The sequence below is a fragment of the Bradyrhizobium lablabi genome (assembly GCF_001440475.1).
Classification (GTDB): domain Bacteria; phylum Pseudomonadota; class Alphaproteobacteria; order Rhizobiales; family Xanthobacteraceae; genus Bradyrhizobium; species Bradyrhizobium lablabi.
This window is the reverse complement of record NZ_LLYB01000072.1, coordinates 6,968-24,351: the sequence shown is the minus strand read 5'-3', so window position 1 is coordinate 24,351 and position 17,384 is coordinate 6,968. Positions and strand designations below refer to the sequence as shown.

Sequence of the window (17,384 nt, the reverse complement as noted above, 5' to 3'; positions counted from 1 at the left end):
TTCACTGAGGGAAACACATGTCAGGCAAACTCAAGTCACTAGACGTCGAGCGCGAAACCAAGCGCGGCAAGTACGCTGACGGTGGCGGGCTCTACCTGGTCGTCGCCAGCGCGACGGCAAAGAATTGGGCCTATCGCTACTGGAAGGATGGCAAGGAGCGCTGGCACGGCCTCGGCTCGTTCAAGGACGTGTCGCTCAAGGATGCGCGATTGGCGCGCGACGCCGCCCGCCTCCGCGTCAAGGGTGACCGCAGCACGGCTGGCGTCGACATCGTCCAGGAACGCCGTAATGCACGAGAGGAGACCAAGGCTGCTGTGGCGAAGGCTGAGGCTCCGACGTTCGAGGAGGCCGCCGAGGTCTATATTCGCGCTCAGTGGTCGACCTGGAGTGAGAAGCATCGCGAACAGTGGCCCTCCTCCCTCAAGCGATACGCCTATCCAACAATCGGAAAGCTCACGATCCCAGACATCAAGCCGAGCCACATTCACGACCTGCTTAAGCCAATTTGGGTGGAGAAACGGGAAACGGCAAACCGCGTACGCGGCCGGATCGAAACCATCATCGCGAAGAATGTCGATATCGATGATCCGGACTTTCGCAATCCGGCTGAGCTCACCAAGCAGCTACGCGAGAAGTTGCCGAAGCGACCAAAACGCGTTGTCCGCCATCACCCTGCCCTGCCCTATGCCGATGCTCCGGCCTTCATGAAGGTGCTCGCCGGTGCCGCCGGCACGGCCGCGGCGATGCTGCGCTTTGTCATCTTCACCGCATGCCGCACAAACGAGGCCATCGAAGGATGCTGGCCTGAGATCGATCGGCCGGATTCGATTTGGAAGATCCCGGGCGAGCGGATGAAGATGGACCAGGATCATCACGTCCCGCTAACCGATCCCGTACTGGCGATTCTCGACCAGATGCGCGACGGCCGACAAGACGAATTGATTTTCACCAACCCCGACGGCGAGGCGTTCTCGGAAAATGCCATGCTCGCCGTGCTCGATCGCCTGGGCTACGGCCACGTTACGGTGCACGGCTTCCGGTCGACCTTTGCAACCTGGGCCGAGGAGTGCACCGATTATCCCGACGGCGTGCGCGAAGCAGCGCTGGCGCACAAATACAAATCCGAGACCACTGCAGCCTACCAGCGGGGCCAGAAGCTCGAGAAGCGGCGCGCGCTGATGAGAGATTGGGCCGCATTCCTGCTGAGTGGTGCAGACGTCCGCGCACCACGTGAAAGTCAGCCAGCCCGGGAGGTCGCTGATGCCACGGTCTGACCAAGAGAAGATGGCCGATGAAATCGCGAGCATTCGACTACTTTCCGGCTACGACGTCGATCTTGAGACGAACGCGCCATTTGCAACACACTTCAGCGCAGAAGAACGAGAGCTCCGCGCGGCATTGGCGCGAACAATTCGCGACCAGATGAATGGTTTTTCAGCAGAGCTGTTGGCGCTGGCGATCGACCCATTCACCCCGTCGGCTTGGCCCGATATGCGCCCAGCTCGCAAAGTGAAATTCTTAGCGCAAGGCCTCCAGTCCACCCTTTTCATCGAGAAGCAGGTTATCGGCTTTATCCGGCGGATGCGCGCGAGTGAGAAAAAGCCAAATGTGCCGATCGACGCTTACGTGAAGGCAGCCGAAAAGAAGTTCAAGTTGAAGCGCAGTCGGATCTTCGCAATCTGGAAGGCCTACGAGAACATGATAGAGGCCGCCGGCTCGTCCAATAAATAGCCGGGATATTCTGGACGCGCTTTTGCTGCATTCGTGGCCCGCGGCCAATATGCATGGAGACACCATCAAACAACAGGGTGTCTCATGTCCAATCCCGTCGCGGCCATCTCGTTGGAAGCACCGCTTGTCGCATCGCCGAACCAGGCGATGAGGATTCTCCAGGTATCACGCCGCAAGCTGTACGAACTCATCAACGCCGACGAATTGCGATCCTACACGGAGGGCAAGGCGCGCCGCATCACCGTCGAATCCATTGACGCTTACATCAAGCGCCGCCTCGCTGCTGAAGCACAGCGCCGCGGTCGAGCCGCCTAGAAAACGAAAGCGCCGGCCCCCGCCAGGGCCGGCTTTCGTTTTTCCAGATCACGCCAATCGTCCGAGGATTAGCGACTGTGCAGATAGAACCCGCCGAGACCACCAGCAAGGTACGCAATCGACTGCCGAACCGCCGGGCAAATGAAACCTGGTCTGCCGAGCATTGCGGCACCGAGCGCAACAGCCATGGTGAACCGTCTTCGCCGATCGGCGCCGCGCTGGATCGGATCGCGCCATGACGGAAAAATCGGCCATCGAGTATCCCGTCGACATCTTCAAGATGTGGAAGTCACCGCGCGATCGCAAGCGGACCATCGTGGGAGCCTTCAAGCAGTACGAGGGCCATGTGTTTCTCGACTGCCGCTTGTTCGACACCAACGCGAGCGGCCAGACCGTTCCCACAAACAAGGGAGTGACTGTCGGCATCGCCCAGCTTCAGCAGTTCGCTGACGGGGTTAACCGGGCGCTCGAAACGGCCCGCTCGCTTGGCTTGCTCAAAGTGGAGCCGGCCGAATGAACGCGCCATGGACTGTGAAACCGTCGCGCAGCATCGACGATCTGCGGACTTTCTTCACCGGCGTTTGTGAGAACCGGGCGGACCTCTATGCCGACGGAGTTTTGACCCTCCACGAGGTCGTCGACGAGCTTCAGGCTATTGCCACGCTGACCGGTCTTGTCGACGCCATTGGCCAAGACGAGGTGCAGGAGATCATGGTCGGCGCGCCGTCGCTGGTGCCCGAAGTGGCCGAGGCCTGCGAAGCGGAAATCATGCTGCGCGCGGCAGCGCTGGTGCGGGAATGGGAGCGCACCGATCCCCCGCCGACAGCGCCCGTGATCAAGCGGCGCGAGCCCAAGCCGGCGCAATCGACCATTGACGCCTTTTGGCACGTCCAGAGGCTCGAAAGCCCCGACTATCTCGCCCGCTGGCTTGAAAATCATCCGGCCGACGCGCCCGCACTCTACGAAATCTGGAAGGCCTCCCGATGCTAGCGCGCGACCACTCCGACCGCTTCACGGAAGAGGCCTTCCTGAAGGCTGGCGTTCCCATCGCGGGTGACAACCAGGCGCACGCGCATGACGACGCGTCGATGCCGACCGAATATCCTGAAAGCGCCGATGGGGAGCCCGACTACGAGCCGGTGGGGCTGGCGACCGCGCAGCCGGCTGCCCGATTGAACGTGTGGGACGCGGGCGAGACGTGGCAAAAGCCGCCGCCGCGTCAATGGCTGCTTGGCAATCAGTTTTGCCGGAAATTCCTTTCGGGCCTGCTCGCCCCCGGCGCCACCGGCAAAACCGCCTTGCGGCAGGCGCAGTACCTCGCGCTCGCGACCGGGCGGCCTCTGACCGACCAGCACGTTTTCAAGCGGTGCCGTGTTCTGCAACTCAGCCTGGAGGACGACGACGACGAAATGCGCCGGCGGCTGGCTGCGGCTTGCATCCATCACGATATCGACCCGGACGAGTTGAAGGGCTGGCTTTTCTGCGCAACCCCGAAGGGGATCAAGCTGGCCGAACTCAAGGACGGTGCGCGTCACGCAGGCCCCCTGGAAGCCATGCTGCGCGAAACCATCCAGCGGCTGCAAATCGACCTGATCGGGCTAGATCCCTTCGTAAAGCTTCACGCGCTGGAAGAGAACGACAATGGGGCGATGGACTTCGTTTGCGATTTGCTCGTCAAACTGGCGATCGAATTTAACGTTGCCGTCGACGCGCCCCACCACACCAAGAAGGGGTTGCAGACCGCAGGGGACGCCGATGCAGGCCGCGGCGCGAGCTCAGCGCGGGATGCCGGCCGCCTCATGTACACGCTTACCCGCATGACGGACGCCGAGGGCGAGACGTTCGGAATCCCGGCCGAGGAACGCCGGCTATACGTCCGCCTCGATTCCAGCAAGGTCAACATTGCCCCGCCGTCGGGCGAAGCGACATGGTTCAAGCTGGTTGGCGTCGGGCTCGAGAACGGAACCCCGGACTATCCGAACGGCGACGAGGTGCAAACGGTTGTCCCGTGGCACCCGCCCAAGACATGGGAAGGCATCACCAGCGCCCAGGTCAACGCCGCGCTCGACCAGATCGAGGCCGGGCTTCCGAACGGCCAGCGCTATTCCGACGCACCCAAGGCTGGTGAGCGCGCCGCATGGCGAGCCGTCCAGGCGCATTGCCCCGACCGCACCGAGCCGCAGTGCCGCGAAATCGTCCGAACGTGGATCAGAAACGGCGTGCTGATCGCCGAGGACTATCACGACCCGATCGACCGCAAATCGAAGAAAAGCCTCCGGGTAAACCACGGGAAACGCCCGTCATGAGCCCCGCGCTATTGCCCCAAAATCAATGGCGCACCAATGGCGCACGCCGATCACTTAGCCGGCTTTGCGCCATTGAAAAATGCCTAAGGGAAAAACCAACAATAGCGCAGGGAAATTGTGAAAATCGGGTAATGGCGCAGCAATGGCGCAAATCGCCATGTTGCTGCTGCCCTCGCGCGCGTAGTGCCGCACGCTCCGCTTTGCGCCGTGCCAGCGCTTCGCCGGGGGCTACGCTTGTCAAGGCGCACGCTCCCACCGTCGACCAGAACGCCGTCATGCGTAGCAACATGGAAGGGCGCCAGAAGGGAGGCGGAATTGACCTCTTTTTGGCGCCCGATCAGACCCGCGTTGATATTCAATGCCGATCATTTGCGCGATCACCCGCAAACCCATGCCAGGACTCGCAGCCAGCCTCTCCCATGCGTCAATCGCGATCCGACGCTCTCGCACGAAGGCCGGCGGCAACGCTCACCAGCGGACTCGCTACGCGTTCGCGTCGAGACGGAACGTCCATCCTCCCTACCCTCGCCTTGAGCGCGTTGGGAATGCTCGCCTTTCCACGCATGCGGCCTGTCACGCCAGGCCAAAGCCACGGTTCAAACCCACGGCAACGGACTATGCGCGCGCGTACTGCTGCAACACCTTTCACTCTGGTAGTTGGAGCGCCCGCCTGCCCGCGATGGGATGATCGCGGCGCAGATGGTGGCAATAGCCTGATTGAGAATCCAGAACCGATGGGGGGTGGAAGAAATCTAGCGATCTATTCCCAATCGCATGTCCTCCTCCAACATACCGCCTTGATTTTCCGGACCTTTTTCGGATTTCCCGAATTTGGCGGCGGCCGGTCCCGAAAATCCAAAAGCGGCGCGGCTCGGGTCCGAAAAATCCGGGGCTGCCGATGACGCCGCGGGTGGTCCGGTCCCGGGACGAATTCGTCCAACTGATCCGCGATCGGCGAGACGAGCTCCAGCTCACGATGGAGACGCTGGACGCGGTGACCGGGCTGGCCGACGGCCTGTGCTCGAAATTGCTTGCCCCTAATCCGACGAAGGGAATGGGCGCTATCAGCCTGAAGGCTTTGCTGGGAGCGCTTGCGCTGGGGATTGCCGAGGTGAGGATCATCGAAGATCCGGCCCAGGCGAAGCGGATGGCGCCGCGATGGACGAAGCGGAAGCGGCCGGACTTCACCAAACGCGGGCAGTTGTCCTTCGGTACGTTGCTGGAGGGTACAAGCGCGTCACAGAGTGGCGACAGCAACGGAGACGACCATGAGCAAGGACCAGATACAGGTGAGGATCGGCGGCGAGTTGCGTCAGAAGCTGCAGGCGAAAGCTGACGGCGATCGCCGGCCGCTATCGAACCTTGTTCGCTGCATTCTGGAAGACGCGCTGGCGAAGCCCGAGCAATCCAGCAACCCCGAACCCCAGGTGAATGCATGAGCCCAGTCCTTTCCCGCACCGCAGCCCCGCCGCCGGTGCCCGCGCCCGTCACGTCGATTGTTCCGCCGGAGCCGATGGCGCCGAAATTACTCGAGCAGGTGAACACGGCTGCAGCGACGATCGCGGAGTGCGAGGCGCAAATTGGCGGCCTTGCGCTTGCCGAGGCCAAGGGCACGAAGGGCGCAACGGAGGCGCTTGCCGAGCTGGAAGCCAAGATTGCGGCGGCGCGCGTCGAGCACGCCAAGAAGTCGGCGGCTCACAAGGCGGCGCTGGTTGCCGACCGAGCCGCGCTCGAAGCGCATCAGACATGGATTCGGGCCCTGCCCACGGAAGCGCTGATAGCCGGGATCACGGCCAAGAAATGCGCGGACCTTTGCCACGCTGGCGGCTGCGCGATCGCTTGCGGCATCGGCGTCTGCATGCATCCCCGCCGTTCCGGCATCCCGCCGCAGCACCAGGCGGACCGCACCATCCGCGACAACCACCACGCCGCAAACCTTGAGATCATCCGCCAGGAGAAAGACCGATGACGATTCCCGGACCGACCGCGCCCCCGCCGGCCCCGCCGCAGATGCCGACCAATGCTGCTGATGCCGCGACGCGGCTCAACGAATTGAAATCCGATGCCGGCTGGCGGGACCGCTACCTTGGCGGTGGCATTACCGAACAGCGAGAGATAACGGCGCTGCAGGAGATCATCAACAAGGGTGACAATCCCGACGTCGACAAGGCGATGGCAGGCCTCCTTGACGATGCGCCGGTGCAGCGCAGCGGCCATATGCAAATGATTGGCGTCGCGCAAATGCTGCGCGAGGCTGGCGTTCGTGACGAAGTAATCCGCGAAACATTGACCGGCAAGGCAGTGACCCAGGCAGAATACGACGCGGTCGCGCGATTGAAAGCTGAGCGGTTACGCGATCACGCGTGGACCAAAGAGTTCTTGGCTGGAAATGGCGAGCACAAGCGCGCCATGACGCTCATGAACATTGTGTTGAGCAGTCCTATCAAAAAGGAGGTCGCCGCGTGAAACTAGATGGCATCACAGACGCAATGTGTCCGAACGAATGCAACGCCGACGGCTGCGTGATCAGCGGCAAGCCCTACTGCGCCCACCCGCGCAAGGGTGGCTTGCATGCGATCCAGATGCAGGACAATGACGCGCTGCGTCGAGCGGAGCAGGCCCGCGAGCATATCGCGCTCGCTGCGACGGCGGCAAAGCTTGAGGCGAGAAAGACCGCGTAACGTGAAGTCGGCAGACAAACCAAAGCGGGCGAAGCGTCGCGAACTCGAGCCGCTCGAACCGATCGACGCAAAAGACGGGCCCAAGATGCAGGCGCTGCCAAGTGATAGGCACCGCGCCTTTGTGCGTGCGCTTTACACAGTGCGGCCAGGCCACGGTGCCGCGGTGAAGGCGGCCAAGATCGCCGCTTTTGGCACGCCGCAATCCTCGCCGCAGTCAATGGCAACTATCGCAAGCCGGCTGATGCACGACGACCGCGTCCTCGATGCCATCCGCGAGGAGGATGAGAAGCACATCCGCGCCAGCGCGCCGCGCGCCATCACAGCGCTGTCCCGGCTGATCGAAGATCCCCGCCACAAGGACCACGCGCGCGGTATCGGCATGGTGCTTGATCGTGTGCACCCGGCCGAGACCCAGCACAGGCTTACGGTCGAGCACGACGCCACACCAGCCTACAAGGCGACGGCTGACGTCCTGGAACGGATTGCTCAACTCGCGGCGAAGGCCGGTATCGACGTCAGCAAAATGCCGCCCTTGATCGAAGCCAAGCCGGTGGGCGGGTCATGAACGAGGAAGTCTACGCGAACGGCCGAACGTACGCGGAGCATTGCGCCTGGTTGGGCTCCTTGACTGGGAACGAATACCGGATCGTGCACATGCCTATTGGGCATTTGATGTCAATGGCGTACGTCTCGTATTTCAAATATGCGCTTCTCAACTGCGAGATGACAGCGGCGGAGCGGCTGCGGCTGCTCGATGGCATCGCGAAGTGCGTCCATGGCCCTATCACGTCCGAAGCGATCGAGGTGATCGATCCCGCTTGCGCGACCGCCTTGCAGATACTCAAGGAAATTAACAGCGTCGGACGTGAGCGCGCCTGTCAGGCATTTCACAACGGTGATTGCTTCCGAATTCTTGCGCGACTCAATCCGTCGCTGCTCCGCGCGCTGGAGCTTTGCCGGCTTGGACCGGTCCCCGAGAGACCGCAAACCGCCGCATCATAGCGCTGGTTTAGTACGTTGCTGGACTAGGAGAGAGCTTCATTTTGTCTGACCATGAAAATGGTCCGACAAGTTCTCCTCGTCATTGCTGCGCTCGCTGGCATTGCGCCAGCCTTCGCCCAGACATTCCCGACTGTCCCTAGCGGAACTGTGATCGGCCGCAGTGCCGTCGGCCCCGGCCCGGCGCAGGCCATCCCGTTCAGCCAGCTCCTCGCGTCGATGCTGACGAGCCCACTGACGGTCTCGCAGGTCAACGTCAATTCCATCGTCTATGCAGGCTCGACCAGCGGCACGGCCACCGTCAGCGCGCAGGCGGTCGCCGGCACGCCGACCATCAAGTGGCCGACCACTTCGGGCACGGTCGCCACCAACGCAACATCGCCTGTCGTCCTTAACGCGACCACCGGCAACATCAGCTGCCCCACATGCGTCACTAACGACGCTGTGGTCGGTGCTACCGCCTCGCGCGCGCTGGCGGCCACGCTCAATCTTTCAGCGCAAAGCGTCGTTCAGACGCTCGGCTATGCCACGGCTGGAGATGGCGGTGGCGCGACCTACAAGAACGTCGGCAGCACGGTCTTCCAGGATGCGAGGATCGCATCCGCAGTCATCGCGACTCCCGGCTCCGGTTATGTGAACGGCACGTACCGCGGCGTGAATCTTTCGGGCGGGACTGGCACCAACGCGATTGCTACCGTTGTTGTCTCAGGTGGCTTCGTGAGCTCCGTTACCCTGACTGGTGCGACGGCGGTCGGCTACACGCCGGGAGATGTGCTCACCGCCAGCAACTCTTTGCTTGGCGGCTCCGGCTCCGGCTTTACCTATACCGTGTCTACCGTCGCGTCGCCGACGTGCAGCTTCACTGATTCAGTCGGCACTCATTTCCAAATCGTCTTTCCCGCGGCCGGGCTCGATGCTCGTTCCTGTGGCGTCAAATTCGATTGGGACGGATCCGATGGTAGCGCATCGGACAACTTCACGGCACTGCAGAATGCACTCAGCTTCGCAGGCAGCACGACATCGACGATCGTCGACCTGGGCGGCTCGATCGGCGGTCAGGTGCTGCTCCCAAAAAAGACCGCGATGTTTTGCGGCGGCGGCGCTACTCCTCTCATCGTGCCATACGGTGTCAAGATCAAGGGACAGGGCAATTACACGTCTGTCCTGAAGCCGTGCGATACCTGGAACGTCGCGACCAACGTCATTGAAATTTGCGACAAGGAAACGCATCTAGCGTGCTTTGGAGCGCTGCTTGAGGACCTTCAGATCTTCATGCAGCGCGACGTTACCTCGAACGCTGGGGTCTCGCTCGTTTATAGCAACAACGCTCAACATGAATCGGGCCTGCGGCGTGTCGTGTTGTATCCCGGAGCCTGCCGCCGCGCGGTGACGTTGGAAAGCGGCTTCGGTGGAGCAACCTATGTTGTTCTGGAAAGCGTCGAGGCCAAAGGTGGCAAGAAGGCTGCGTCGTGTGGTGGAAACCAGAACGGCATGATTGTCATCGCCTACGGCACCACTCAGGTTCGTATCAAAGACCTCGTCATCGGCGGCTTGTCTGCGTCCTTCAACGGGCCTCGCGATCTCGGCCTGGTGGTCACCGGCGGCTTTATCAACATGGACGGCTTCCATCCCGAGCAGATCGTGACGCCCGCAACGATCAATATTCCCGGCGGATTGGCGAACGGTCAGATCAGAGTTTTCAATGCGATCGGCGGCGTGGATTGCGTGGGGCTGTTCACGCTCGTTTCTGGGAACACGGCCGGCAACTTCATGCTCAGCCCGCCGAACGCATTGAATGGCTGCACTCGACTTGTGACTAATGGCCAGGCGGGAGGAGCCAACCTGACCGGCCCCGTCATGACCGATACGATCTTCAATCCGTGAGGGAGCGAAAGAGCTATGTACAATAAAGCTGAAATCTTCTCGTTCTCGAACATCTCGGCGACCCCGACCTCGTTCATCCTCCGGGGCGGAAATTACGGCGTCACTGCAAAGGCGACCTGGGGCGGCGGCTCGCTCACGCTGCAGCGCTTGGCACCGGATGGCACGACCTATGTCACCGTCATGACGGCCTTCACCGCGGACGGTTACCAAAGCGCCAATCTTCCGGGCGGCACCTATCGGCTTCTTGTTGCGACGGCCACGGCGATCTACGTCGACGTGGTCTCCACCGTCACGACGCAGTGACCGATGCTTGCCGCTCAGCAAATCATTGTCTTCGGTGGAGCGCCGGCGCCGCCACCGGTGACGACGAATTTTACGGCAGCCCAAGCGTCGGCTGGCTTTTTCGGTTTCTTCGATTTGTTGACGACGGTTCCCCGGCGTTTGTTCGCGGGCAGAAACTCGGCCGGCACGGCGGCGGCCAATAGCGATTGGACGGGCTACATTACAGGATCCGCCGCAACATTGCGTTGCGGGGGTTCTGTTGACGGCGCGTTCGATGTGTCAGTCGACGATGGCGCTTTCGCCAACAAGCTCAAAATATCCGGCACGAATGCCGATGCGGTGATCCAGCTATTCACGGGCCTGAGCGATGCGCCGCATCTCGTTCGCATCCGGCCGAATACCGCCTTCTCGAACTTCAACACCTGGACATTCGAGACGGGGAACATGTTCTCCGTGACAGGTGTAGCTCCCGCCGTGACGTTCCCGCTGATGGGCACGAAATGGATGATCACCGACGCAAGCTTTCCCGGCTTGCATACGCATTCAGTCTTTGCCCGCCCGGCGGGAGCGAACGTCACGCCGGCCAACAACGACATTTCCAACCAGGCGGCGCAAGGTACTGGCGGGGCGATCAAGATACGCGCTCAGTGTTCCGACATCTGGGTGTTCACCGCGGACACCGAGGCCTATATTTCGGTCGACGGCGCGGCGATGACGCAAGTCACGCTGACCAGCCTCTCGACCTTCCGAGCGTGGAAGAAGATCACGACGGGCTTGGACAGTACAGCGGCACACGACTACCTGATTTCGTGCGGCAGCTCCACGTCATCTGTCACTCCGCCACTCGGCATCATGATCGGAGGCGCCGGCTCGTCCTACAGTGCTATCCCTGCCACCAAGAAGGTCATTCAGTACGGTGACAGCATTACCGCGACATTCGGCAATTATGCGGGCCAGACCGCTGCAATCGGGGCGATCTACAAGGTTGGCGCGAGCCGTGGCTTTATCGGCGCAAATTGCGGTATCAGCGGACAGAACGCCGCCGGCCTGGATTCATCGCTGGCGACAATTCGCGCCTATCGCGGCATCGTCGAGGATGTTGCTATCATCGCGATCGGACGCAACGATGGCGGCACCGCATCGGCGGCCTTCAAGACGAGCGTGACGAACGTCATCAACGCCTTGCTTACGGCAGGCGTGCCCAAGATTATTGTGCGGGGCCAGAATTTCGGCGGTGCGCCGGGTACGCCGGTCGGCGGCGTCGTCAATCGAGATCAGGATTTGATCGACGCTGTTGCAGCACTCGCGAACGCAAATGTCGTCTATGTGTCACCAACGACGTGGACGACGATTCTAGGCGTCACGCCAAATACAGGTGCAGGGGACGGCACGCATCCCTATACCAACGTGGGGACTGCTGCGTTGGCCGCTTATGAAATCACATCCTATGCCGCGACGGGCTTTGTTTGAAGCAATTGGCTTCGGCGATAGGCAGCAACGCCCAGACCCGCAAATCCGATCAGCAGCATCGCCCACGTTGAAGGCTCCGGAACCGCACTCACAGCTTGCGGAAAACGAAGTGAGTAGGTGTCAGGTAAATCAACAAAAATGGAGAAGCTGTTCACTGAGACGTCTGGACCCCGAGTTTCCACACCGCCACCATAGACAAAGATGGGGGGAATCCCGGTATTGAATCCATACACATCGGCCGATGGTCCGTACATGAGACCTCTGCCGCAATGCGCATCACTAGCATTACTGCCGCATCCGTCCATGCGCCCATTTCCGACAAAAGCGAAAATGTTGTAGCCGCTACTCAGCGGGTTCTCATAGGGATATGGAGAATGCTCGGATGTTAGCGTGATATCTGCCGAGTAGAACGCACTGAATGTGAAAGATGTGGTTGTGTCGGCGACACCCAAAATTTCGAACTGATTGTACTGCGAAGGCAACGCATAAATGTGTGCCTTCGCTTGAGATGTCCAGGTTAGGGCAAGGGCAATGAAGAAGATCAAAGATTGCGGACGCATAACTCAACTCCCCACTGAAAGCCCCATTCCACCTTCCCGCGGCGGTTGAGTCAATGCGGAATAGGCCGCTTACGCGCCGTCTCGCTTGCCGGCATACATTTCGGCGAGTTTTTCCGGCCCCGGGTAATCCCCTTTCCAAAGCTGCGGGAACGGATGACGGTTAAGTATCAAAGGCTCGAGCGCGGCAATTTCGCTCGACAAAATATCGCTTTCCAACTTGATCCTGCCATATAGGGCGACGCCGCCTTGAGCAGCGACCTTTTTGGCGACCATCCATTCATCATTTGAGAAGGGTCTGGCAGAACCGGCAAGAGCACATCTTGCTACAGTTGTTGCACGCAAAGAGTTGTCGACAAAATAGGTCGTCAGACTCTGCGCGTTCTCGTCGCCCCAGACCGAACGTTTGCTCATGTTAAGAACTGAGACACTTCCATCAAGGCGTTCGAACGCAACACTTCTTGCGTCGTATGAACCGAGCCCGGACAATGAGAGCGACAGATCCATCGCCTCCAAATGGGCAATGACGTTCTCAATCAAAATTTTCATATCGGTGAGATCGGCAAATCGCTGCCGCAGCCGCTCGTAATGCGCAAAATTGTTCTGCCGCACTAGTTCGGAAAGCTGCCTCTGCATCGGCAAGATGGTTCGGTAAGCGGCGAATCCAGCAACTATTGCCGCGAGCAGCGCAACCGCCGCCCCAAGTGCGTTTCCTGCGAATCCTATCCAAGCGTCGGCGCCGGCATGGTTGCTCGCGTGCCAAATAGGGCCTGCGATTCCCAACCAAGCCACCGTTGCCAAAATCCATAACACCGCAACCGCGGTTGCGACGCCGGGCCAACTTGTATCACGCATAGCAGCATCCAATCGCAACCGGAGGGCGAGGGCAAGGGGGGCCACGTTGCAACGGGCGGTGGATCGTCACCATTCAATCATTGACCCGCCGCGACTCAGGTCCTGCAGTTGTCGGCGCAAGGCCTTACTTAGCTAGTCGCGTTTGAGCATTGCTAGCTTCGCATTCGCGTCCGTTAGGGCTTGCTGGCGTCCCTCAATCAGAGGCGCGAGCAATTCAAGGTTCGTGTTGAATTCTGCGACAAGATCAGATGCAGCAGCCTCTCTGGACCTGAGCAGAACCGGATGATGAGCAGGATCGTTCCGGCCAAGATCTTCGTTAATCGCCTCCGCTAACGACCTGAGGCGATTAACGAGATTCAAGAGTTCATCACCAACGATTTTCGGTGACCAGGTCCTGGAGGTGGTAGGAAAGTGTTGGGCGTTCCACATCTGGACGAATTTGGTCGCATACGGGAAAGGATCCCTAAGATTCTCGCGCAGCCGCCGCAACAGTTGTTTCCCCGCCAACTGCGCGGACATCAAATCGGAGAGGTCGCGCGAAATCTCGTCGGCGATCCTACTTTGCTCGGCGGTCTCTGCAGCTTTGACCTTTCTTTTCTCGATCTCGATTTGCTGATGAACGGCGGACCAAGCCAGCCAACCCGCAAACAGCGCTCCGCCGGCAGCAATTAGCCCGCCTGTGAGGTTTTCATACTGAGCGAGCGCGCAGCCGATAATGCGAGGAAAAACAATTGGGAAGCACTCGTCCTTCGGGCCCCAGCCGATCGCGGCTATGAGGATAGCCGTGCTGACAAGCACAATACCGGCTACGACTGCTATACATTGCTGGGTTCGATTCATTGGCCAATATCTTTGTAGCGAGGACAATAATAATTGTCCGGGTAACCGGTCTGCTTGATGGACTGTTCGGCCCCGGTACTGTTGAAGTATCGGCAAGTGACTAGAAACGATTTTGAATCGTAGATTTCCCTGATTTCTTTGGTCTCACGCCAATAAAGTATCGACTTGCCGGAAAAGTGGAGAGGTACCCAGCCCACAGCGGCGATGGCCAAAACCGCTCCTATGCAGCCCGTGGCGTCGTCAGCCATAATGTCCCCCTTGTCGCAACCAAGTTAGCTCAACCTCAGCGCGTGCGAAAGCGTCCCGAAAGGGGATGGATTTAAGAGGGGCCGAAAGCGCTGATGAGCCCGATCGCTATGGCGATGAGAGCAGCGCAGATCCAGAAGGCGGGTGCACTGGAGCTTAGGCCGGAAACAAGGATCCAAAGACCGAAGCCGACAATGAGGGCCGAGATTGCATATGCGGCCACTTTTTCCATGTTCGATCCACCAGCAAACTGGGACCGATCACCTCTATGACTCGCTTCGGGGGGCAAATGTTCCCGCGGGCGCGGGCAGCCTCCCCAGACGGGGAGTTCTTAATTGAAAATTCGGCAAATCAGGTTCAGAATCGTCCGTGGGTGTAGCAACCCGGACCGAAATAGGCCGGCCGTCGATTGGCGTCGATGGCTGCCGAAAGCGCAGTAAGCCTTGGCGGGCTTGCTAGGCGCTATGGAGCGCCTTGGCGGGCGCGCCGATCTGGCTCTTATGCCGGGGGCGGTGCGCCATGTCCAGAGCCGCAAGGCTTAAAAGCGCTGCCGACCTGTCTTTCGGCAGGTTGCTACCCCCCGGCGGCCCAGACCGTCTCTGGGTCTCGGCTGTAGCAAGCCAAACCGAAAGCTAACCACCATGACAACCGAAAAACCCATGTTTCCGCCCCGTGCGGAGTCCGTGGATTCGTTTTCCCATCAATGCCCTCCCGGTGACCGGCCGAACGAAGCGGCCCTCGCTGATTCTCCTAGGCCCGCAGAAGGCCTGTCCCGTCGGATGGCTCTTGCCGGCCTTGCCACCGTGTCGGTCGTCTTCCCGACCGCGGCAGCCGAGCTCGACCCAATCTTTGCGGCCATCGAGCGCCATCGCGATCTATCGGCGGACTATACAGCAGCGGTCGATATTTCTTCCAGGCTCGAGGTTGGCCCCGAATTTGAGGCGGCCGACGCGATCGCCGGAGACAGATGTCGAGCTCTCCTCGACCATGCGGACGCGCTGATCCGCTTAGAGCCGACCACGATCGCGGGCGCCATAGCGTTGATGCGCTATTTTGCCAGCCTGGAAGAATGGCAGACGCCAGCTGATCGTTGCGAGGAACGCGACCACCCGACCGCGGACTGGCATCAGACGTTCCTAAGCACGCTGGCGAGCGCGCTGGAAAAGAAGACGGTGCAGGGGTGATCGCCATGGAAAGCAACGTGGTCAAATTCCCATACAGCGTCTCGCGCCGTGTCCATTCGCGAAAGCCCCGCAGATCGAAGAACGGGACGCCTGAAGAACGGGCAGCCAAAGCTGCGGCGGAGGTCCATGCCACGGCCGCGGCCGTCATTGAAATATCGCCCCGCGTGAAGACGGGCGTGGGACACCGCCATGCTCCCGCGTCATTCCGGGACTTTGTCGAAAAACTCAGTCAGATCACGCCGGAAGAGTTTCCGGACTTCATCGCTGGCCTGCGCAAGCTCGCGGGTCTGCCGTAGACAGATCAATCGGGCGCGGGGCTTCGGTCCCGCTCCCAAGGGCATGAGCACCCTAAACTAGCGATTTGTCGCAAAGCCGATCGCAATGAGCGCGACGAACAAGAGCCACGACGCAATGTGCCGTTTGATAGGGCCTCGCAGGTAGGTGGAGAAAATCGTTCCCGGCAGCCAATACAGCACCATAAAGAGCCGCGCCGAGATGCCATTGCTTACGTATGCTGGTTGATTCCACAGCGGCTCACGCAGGTCGCGCCAGACATAATGGGCGCCTGTAATTACGTAGGCGATGAGAACTATGAGCATTATCCTCATTTCAATCTCCCCGATGCCAAGCTGGCCTCAGGCGGCTCTTAGCCACTTTCCACAATCATACATGGCGAAGGGGCGTTGCCGGATTGGCAACGTTGGTGCAAGCTCCTGAGGTGGACCCGGGCGCAAACCCGAGCCCACCTCGCGGGGAGCCATCTCAGTGAGCCTGGAAGGCCGGCGGTAACGACGCCGGCCTTCTGCTTTTTTCACCGAGCACGCGAACCCTGACATGCGATTCGGAACAGTGGCAGCAAAACAGCGCCGCTATGCACCGTTCTTCAAAAATGTGGACAAGTGGCCGTACATTGGCGCGAGCTGGTTGATCGGTTGCCGACGAGCACAGACTCGCCCATGCGCCGGCGCCGATCGACTGGCAGATGAGAGCCCGTAGCGGACAGGCGTGCGAGGCGGCGTTCCTAGAGTCATCTAGGGCCCGTTTTTCCGGGACGTGTCTGCGTCAGTCTGGATGATCCAGATCACGATTCTCCGCCCAGAGTTTCGTTGCAGCAACGAAGGCGACCGCCGAAACTGCTGCAATCGCGAGGATCGCCACGCCGATGATGATGCTATCCATGATCGCCCCCTCCCCTGCAAAGGAGGCGGATAAGAATCACGCATTTGCGGGTTTGTCGAAGCTACGGTTTGCGATACTCACCGTGGCCAGGACCGTGGCTTTTGAATTCACGAAGCAATATTTGTTAGCGATTTCAAAGGGGTTGACAGGACACCCCTTCCGCCAATTCTTATTGAAATTGCTATGCAATCCGATTTTTGGAAATCGTACGCACAATCGAACGTACAATTGATCAGCGGTCTTCGCCCCTACCCCGCAACGGCGGCGCACGCCATGGACAGGGTTACGATAATCATTTGGGCAGCGATCCCAGCGGCAATCTTCGCGCCCCATTTTTTACTTCGGCTGGCAAGTCATCGGAGTGCAGCTGTAGTAGCGGCCCGGCGCACGACGCTTCCGGACGACACGCGCCCACTGCCGGTCACCCCCCGGAATGGCAAGTTCAGGCTTACGAACGGGAACGTGATTCCGTTTGATCCAGATCAACGCACGGCCTCGAACGAGGTCAACGATCAACCTATGGCGCGGATCGACTGGACGTATGCACTGTCCCTTGCCGCTACACTGGCCATAGCAGCCGGCGCGATGAGCATCCTATTGTTCGGGATGTAGGTAGCCGACCAATGACCGTTTTTATCTACGTCAACGCAAGCAAGCAGGTTGGCGACCCCGAGCACATCAAGGTGTTCGGCAAGGTCGATGCGGCGGAAAAGTGGTTTGAGGAAAACGATCCTGAGGGCGTCGCCTTCGAATACGAAGTGCTCGAATGAGAGAGGCCACCAACTGAGGCGGCCTTACTTTCTTAGCCCATCCAGCGCGCGCAATCGCGCGCTGGAGCAGCTTGACCCTCTACTT

At 60.2% G+C, this 17,384-nt stretch carries 23 protein-coding genes; 18 read left to right on the top strand and 5 right to left on the bottom strand.

The window, feature by feature from the left end:
* Window positions 1-17: 17 nt before the first annotated feature.
* From CQ14_RS19420 to CQ14_RS19350, 15 genes are all read left to right on the top strand, one after another.
* A complete protein-coding gene (locus CQ14_RS19420) occupies window positions 18-1,274 on the top strand; it encodes a tyrosine-type recombinase/integrase (RefSeq protein WP_057859459.1) in 1,257 nt (418 codons plus the stop codon).
* Window positions 1,261-1,731, top strand: coding sequence for a hypothetical protein (locus tag CQ14_RS19415; RefSeq protein WP_057859458.1), 471 nt, complete (start codon window positions 1,261-1,263; stop codon window positions 1,729-1,731). Before CQ14_RS19420 ends, CQ14_RS19415 begins: the two co-directional genes overlap by 14 nt.
* Before the next feature lie 84 nt (window positions 1,732-1,815).
* Window positions 1,816-2,046, top strand: coding sequence for a helix-turn-helix domain-containing protein (locus CQ14_RS19410; RefSeq protein ID WP_057859457.1), 231 nt, complete (start codon window positions 1,816-1,818; stop codon window positions 2,044-2,046).
* 235 nt (window positions 2,047-2,281) lie between these two features.
* Complete coding sequence (locus CQ14_RS19405; RefSeq protein WP_057859456.1) at window positions 2,282-2,563, top strand: PC4/YdbC family ssDNA-binding protein; 282 nt, start codon at window positions 2,282-2,284, stop codon at window positions 2,561-2,563.
* A complete protein-coding gene (locus CQ14_RS19400; protein ID WP_057859455.1) occupies window positions 2,560-3,036 on the top strand; it encodes a hypothetical protein in 477 nt (158 codons plus the stop codon). The genes CQ14_RS19405 and CQ14_RS19400 overlap by 4 nt, the downstream gene beginning before the upstream one ends.
* Complete coding sequence (locus CQ14_RS19395; RefSeq protein WP_057859454.1) at window positions 3,030-4,352, top strand: AAA family ATPase; 1,323 nt, start codon at window positions 3,030-3,032, stop codon at window positions 4,350-4,352. Before CQ14_RS19400 ends, CQ14_RS19395 begins: the two co-directional genes overlap by 7 nt.
* A gap of 898 nt (window positions 4,353-5,250) precedes the next feature.
* Window positions 5,251-5,688 (top strand): hypothetical protein, encoded by a 438-nt coding sequence (locus tag CQ14_RS19390; RefSeq protein ID WP_057859453.1) that lies wholly within the window; start codon window positions 5,251-5,253, stop codon window positions 5,686-5,688.
* A 99-nt stretch (window positions 5,689-5,787) separates the two neighbouring features.
* Complete coding sequence (locus tag CQ14_RS19385) at window positions 5,788-6,321, top strand: hypothetical protein (RefSeq protein ID WP_057859452.1); 534 nt, start codon at window positions 5,788-5,790, stop codon at window positions 6,319-6,321.
* Window positions 6,318-6,818, top strand: a complete 501-nt coding sequence (locus CQ14_RS19380) for a hypothetical protein (RefSeq protein ID WP_057859451.1) — start codon at window positions 6,318-6,320, stop codon at window positions 6,816-6,818. Before CQ14_RS19385 ends, CQ14_RS19380 begins: the two co-directional genes overlap by 4 nt.
* Window positions 6,815-7,033 carry a hypothetical protein gene (locus CQ14_RS19375; protein WP_156435158.1) on the top strand — a complete coding sequence of 73 codons (219 nt, stop codon included), beginning with the start codon at window positions 6,815-6,817 and terminating at the stop codon, window positions 7,031-7,033. The genes CQ14_RS19380 and CQ14_RS19375 overlap by 4 nt, the downstream gene beginning before the upstream one ends.
* 85 nt (window positions 7,034-7,118) lie before the next feature.
* Complete coding sequence (locus CQ14_RS19370) at window positions 7,119-7,598, top strand: hypothetical protein (protein ID WP_063800387.1); 480 nt, start codon at window positions 7,119-7,121, stop codon at window positions 7,596-7,598.
* Window positions 7,595-8,035 (top strand): hypothetical protein, encoded by a 441-nt coding sequence (locus CQ14_RS19365; RefSeq protein ID WP_156435156.1) that lies wholly within the window; start codon window positions 7,595-7,597, stop codon window positions 8,033-8,035. Before CQ14_RS19370 ends, CQ14_RS19365 begins: the two co-directional genes overlap by 4 nt.
* A gap of 57 nt (window positions 8,036-8,092) precedes the next feature.
* The gene (locus tag CQ14_RS19360; protein WP_156435154.1) at window positions 8,093-9,916 is read left to right on the top strand and encodes a hypothetical protein; all 1,824 of its coding nucleotides are present in this window, start codon (window positions 8,093-8,095) and stop codon (window positions 9,914-9,916) included.
* Between the two features lie 15 nt (window positions 9,917-9,931).
* A complete protein-coding gene (locus CQ14_RS19355) occupies window positions 9,932-10,219 on the top strand; it encodes a hypothetical protein (protein WP_057859446.1) in 288 nt (95 codons plus the stop codon).
* A 3-nt stretch (window positions 10,220-10,222) separates the two neighbouring features.
* Window positions 10,223-11,668, top strand: a complete 1,446-nt coding sequence (locus CQ14_RS19350) for an SGNH/GDSL hydrolase family protein (RefSeq protein ID WP_156435152.1) — start codon at window positions 10,223-10,225, stop codon at window positions 11,666-11,668.
* Here CQ14_RS19350 and CQ14_RS42370 read toward each other — a convergent pair.
* The 4 genes from CQ14_RS42370 to CQ14_RS19335 all read right to left on the bottom strand — a co-directional run bounded on the left by CQ14_RS42370 (window position 11,644) and on the right by CQ14_RS19335 (window position 14,168).
* The gene (locus tag CQ14_RS42370) at window positions 11,644-12,228 is read right to left on the bottom strand and encodes a PEP-CTERM sorting domain-containing protein (protein WP_082649945.1); all 585 of its coding nucleotides are present in this window, start codon (window positions 12,226-12,228) and stop codon (window positions 11,644-11,646) included. The genes CQ14_RS19350 and CQ14_RS42370 overlap by 25 nt on opposite strands.
* A gap of 69 nt (window positions 12,229-12,297) precedes the next feature.
* On the bottom strand, window positions 12,298-13,080 hold the full coding sequence (locus tag CQ14_RS19345) for a hypothetical protein (protein ID WP_057859444.1): 783 nt from the start codon (window positions 13,078-13,080) through the stop codon (window positions 12,298-12,300).
* Between the two features lie 132 nt (window positions 13,081-13,212).
* Window positions 13,213-13,920 (bottom strand): hypothetical protein, encoded by a 708-nt coding sequence (locus tag CQ14_RS19340; protein WP_057859443.1) that lies wholly within the window; start codon window positions 13,918-13,920, stop codon window positions 13,213-13,215.
* Entirely contained in the window at window positions 13,917-14,168 is a 252-nt protein-coding gene (locus tag CQ14_RS19335; RefSeq protein ID WP_057859442.1) for a hypothetical protein, read from the bottom strand. Before CQ14_RS19335 ends, CQ14_RS19340 begins: the two co-directional genes overlap by 4 nt.
* 777 nt (window positions 14,169-14,945) lie before the next feature.
* Here CQ14_RS19335 and CQ14_RS19330 point away from each other — a divergent pair.
* Both CQ14_RS19330 and CQ14_RS19325 read left to right on the top strand, forming a co-directional pair.
* On the top strand, window positions 14,946-15,350 hold the full coding sequence (locus CQ14_RS19330; RefSeq protein WP_057859441.1) for a hypothetical protein: 405 nt from the start codon (window positions 14,946-14,948) through the stop codon (window positions 15,348-15,350).
* Between the two features lie 5 nt (window positions 15,351-15,355).
* The gene (locus CQ14_RS19325; RefSeq protein ID WP_156435150.1) at window positions 15,356-15,646 is read left to right on the top strand and encodes a hypothetical protein; all 291 of its coding nucleotides are present in this window, start codon (window positions 15,356-15,358) and stop codon (window positions 15,644-15,646) included.
* Between the two features lie 57 nt (window positions 15,647-15,703).
* Here CQ14_RS19325 and CQ14_RS19320 read toward each other — a convergent pair whose 3' ends face one another.
* Window positions 15,704-15,958: a hypothetical protein gene (locus tag CQ14_RS19320; protein ID WP_156435148.1), complete on the bottom strand. Its 255-nt coding sequence runs from the start codon at window positions 15,956-15,958 to the stop codon at window positions 15,704-15,706.
* 1,194 nt (window positions 15,959-17,152) lie between these two features.
* On the opposite strand from CQ14_RS19320, the gene CQ14_RS44685 reads away from it, so the two are divergent.
* Complete coding sequence (locus CQ14_RS44685; protein ID WP_199805565.1) at window positions 17,153-17,299, top strand: hypothetical protein; 147 nt, start codon at window positions 17,153-17,155, stop codon at window positions 17,297-17,299.
* Window positions 17,300-17,384 lie beyond the last annotated feature (85 nt).

Coding starts and splice junctions, on each gene's coding strand:
- CQ14_RS19400 (WP_057859455.1), top strand. CDS start 2,560: ATGAACGCGCCATGGACTGTGAAACCGTCGCGCAGCATCGACGATCTG.
- CQ14_RS19410 (WP_057859457.1), top strand. CDS start 1,816: ATGTCCAATCCCGTCGCGGCCATCTCGTTGGAAGCACCGCTTGTCGCA.
- CQ14_RS44685 (WP_199805565.1), top strand. CDS start 17,153: ATGACCGTTTTTATCTACGTCAACGCAAGCAAGCAGGTTGGCGACCCC.
- CQ14_RS19420 (WP_057859459.1), top strand. CDS start 18: ATGTCAGGCAAACTCAAGTCACTAGACGTCGAGCGCGAAACCAAGCGC.
- CQ14_RS19335 (WP_057859442.1), bottom strand. CDS start 14,168: ATGGCTGACGACGCCACGGGCTGCATAGGAGCGGTTTTGGCCATCGCC.
- CQ14_RS19405 (WP_057859456.1), top strand. CDS start 2,282: ATGACGGAAAAATCGGCCATCGAGTATCCCGTCGACATCTTCAAGATG.
- CQ14_RS19395 (WP_057859454.1), top strand. CDS start 3,030: ATGCTAGCGCGCGACCACTCCGACCGCTTCACGGAAGAGGCCTTCCTG.
- CQ14_RS19345 (WP_057859444.1), bottom strand. CDS start 13,080: ATGCGTGATACAAGTTGGCCCGGCGTCGCAACCGCGGTTGCGGTGTTA.
- CQ14_RS19350 (WP_156435152.1), top strand. CDS start 10,223: ATGCTTGCCGCTCAGCAAATCATTGTCTTCGGTGGAGCGCCGGCGCCG.
- CQ14_RS19415 (WP_057859458.1), top strand. CDS start 1,261: ATGCCACGGTCTGACCAAGAGAAGATGGCCGATGAAATCGCGAGCATT.
- CQ14_RS19355 (WP_057859446.1), top strand. CDS start 9,932: ATGTACAATAAAGCTGAAATCTTCTCGTTCTCGAACATCTCGGCGACC.
- CQ14_RS19320 (WP_156435148.1), bottom strand. CDS start 15,958: ATGAGGATAATGCTCATAGTTCTCATCGCCTACGTAATTACAGGCGCC.
- CQ14_RS19360 (WP_156435154.1), top strand. CDS start 8,093: ATGGTCCGACAAGTTCTCCTCGTCATTGCTGCGCTCGCTGGCATTGCG.
- CQ14_RS19330 (WP_057859441.1), top strand. CDS start 14,946: ATGGCTCTTGCCGGCCTTGCCACCGTGTCGGTCGTCTTCCCGACCGCG.
- CQ14_RS19365 (WP_156435156.1), top strand. CDS start 7,595: ATGAACGAGGAAGTCTACGCGAACGGCCGAACGTACGCGGAGCATTGC.
- CQ14_RS19325 (WP_156435150.1), top strand. CDS start 15,356: ATGGAAAGCAACGTGGTCAAATTCCCATACAGCGTCTCGCGCCGTGTC.
- CQ14_RS19370 (WP_063800387.1), top strand. CDS start 7,119: ATGCAGGCGCTGCCAAGTGATAGGCACCGCGCCTTTGTGCGTGCGCTT.
- CQ14_RS42370 (WP_082649945.1), bottom strand. CDS start 12,228: ATGCGTCCGCAATCTTTGATCTTCTTCATTGCCCTTGCCCTAACCTGG.
- CQ14_RS19390 (WP_057859453.1), top strand. CDS start 5,251: ATGACGCCGCGGGTGGTCCGGTCCCGGGACGAATTCGTCCAACTGATC.
- CQ14_RS19380 (WP_057859451.1), top strand. CDS start 6,318: ATGACGATTCCCGGACCGACCGCGCCCCCGCCGGCCCCGCCGCAGATG.
- CQ14_RS19385 (WP_057859452.1), top strand. CDS start 5,788: ATGAGCCCAGTCCTTTCCCGCACCGCAGCCCCGCCGCCGGTGCCCGCG.
- CQ14_RS19340 (WP_057859443.1), bottom strand. CDS start 13,920: ATGAATCGAACCCAGCAATGTATAGCAGTCGTAGCCGGTATTGTGCTT.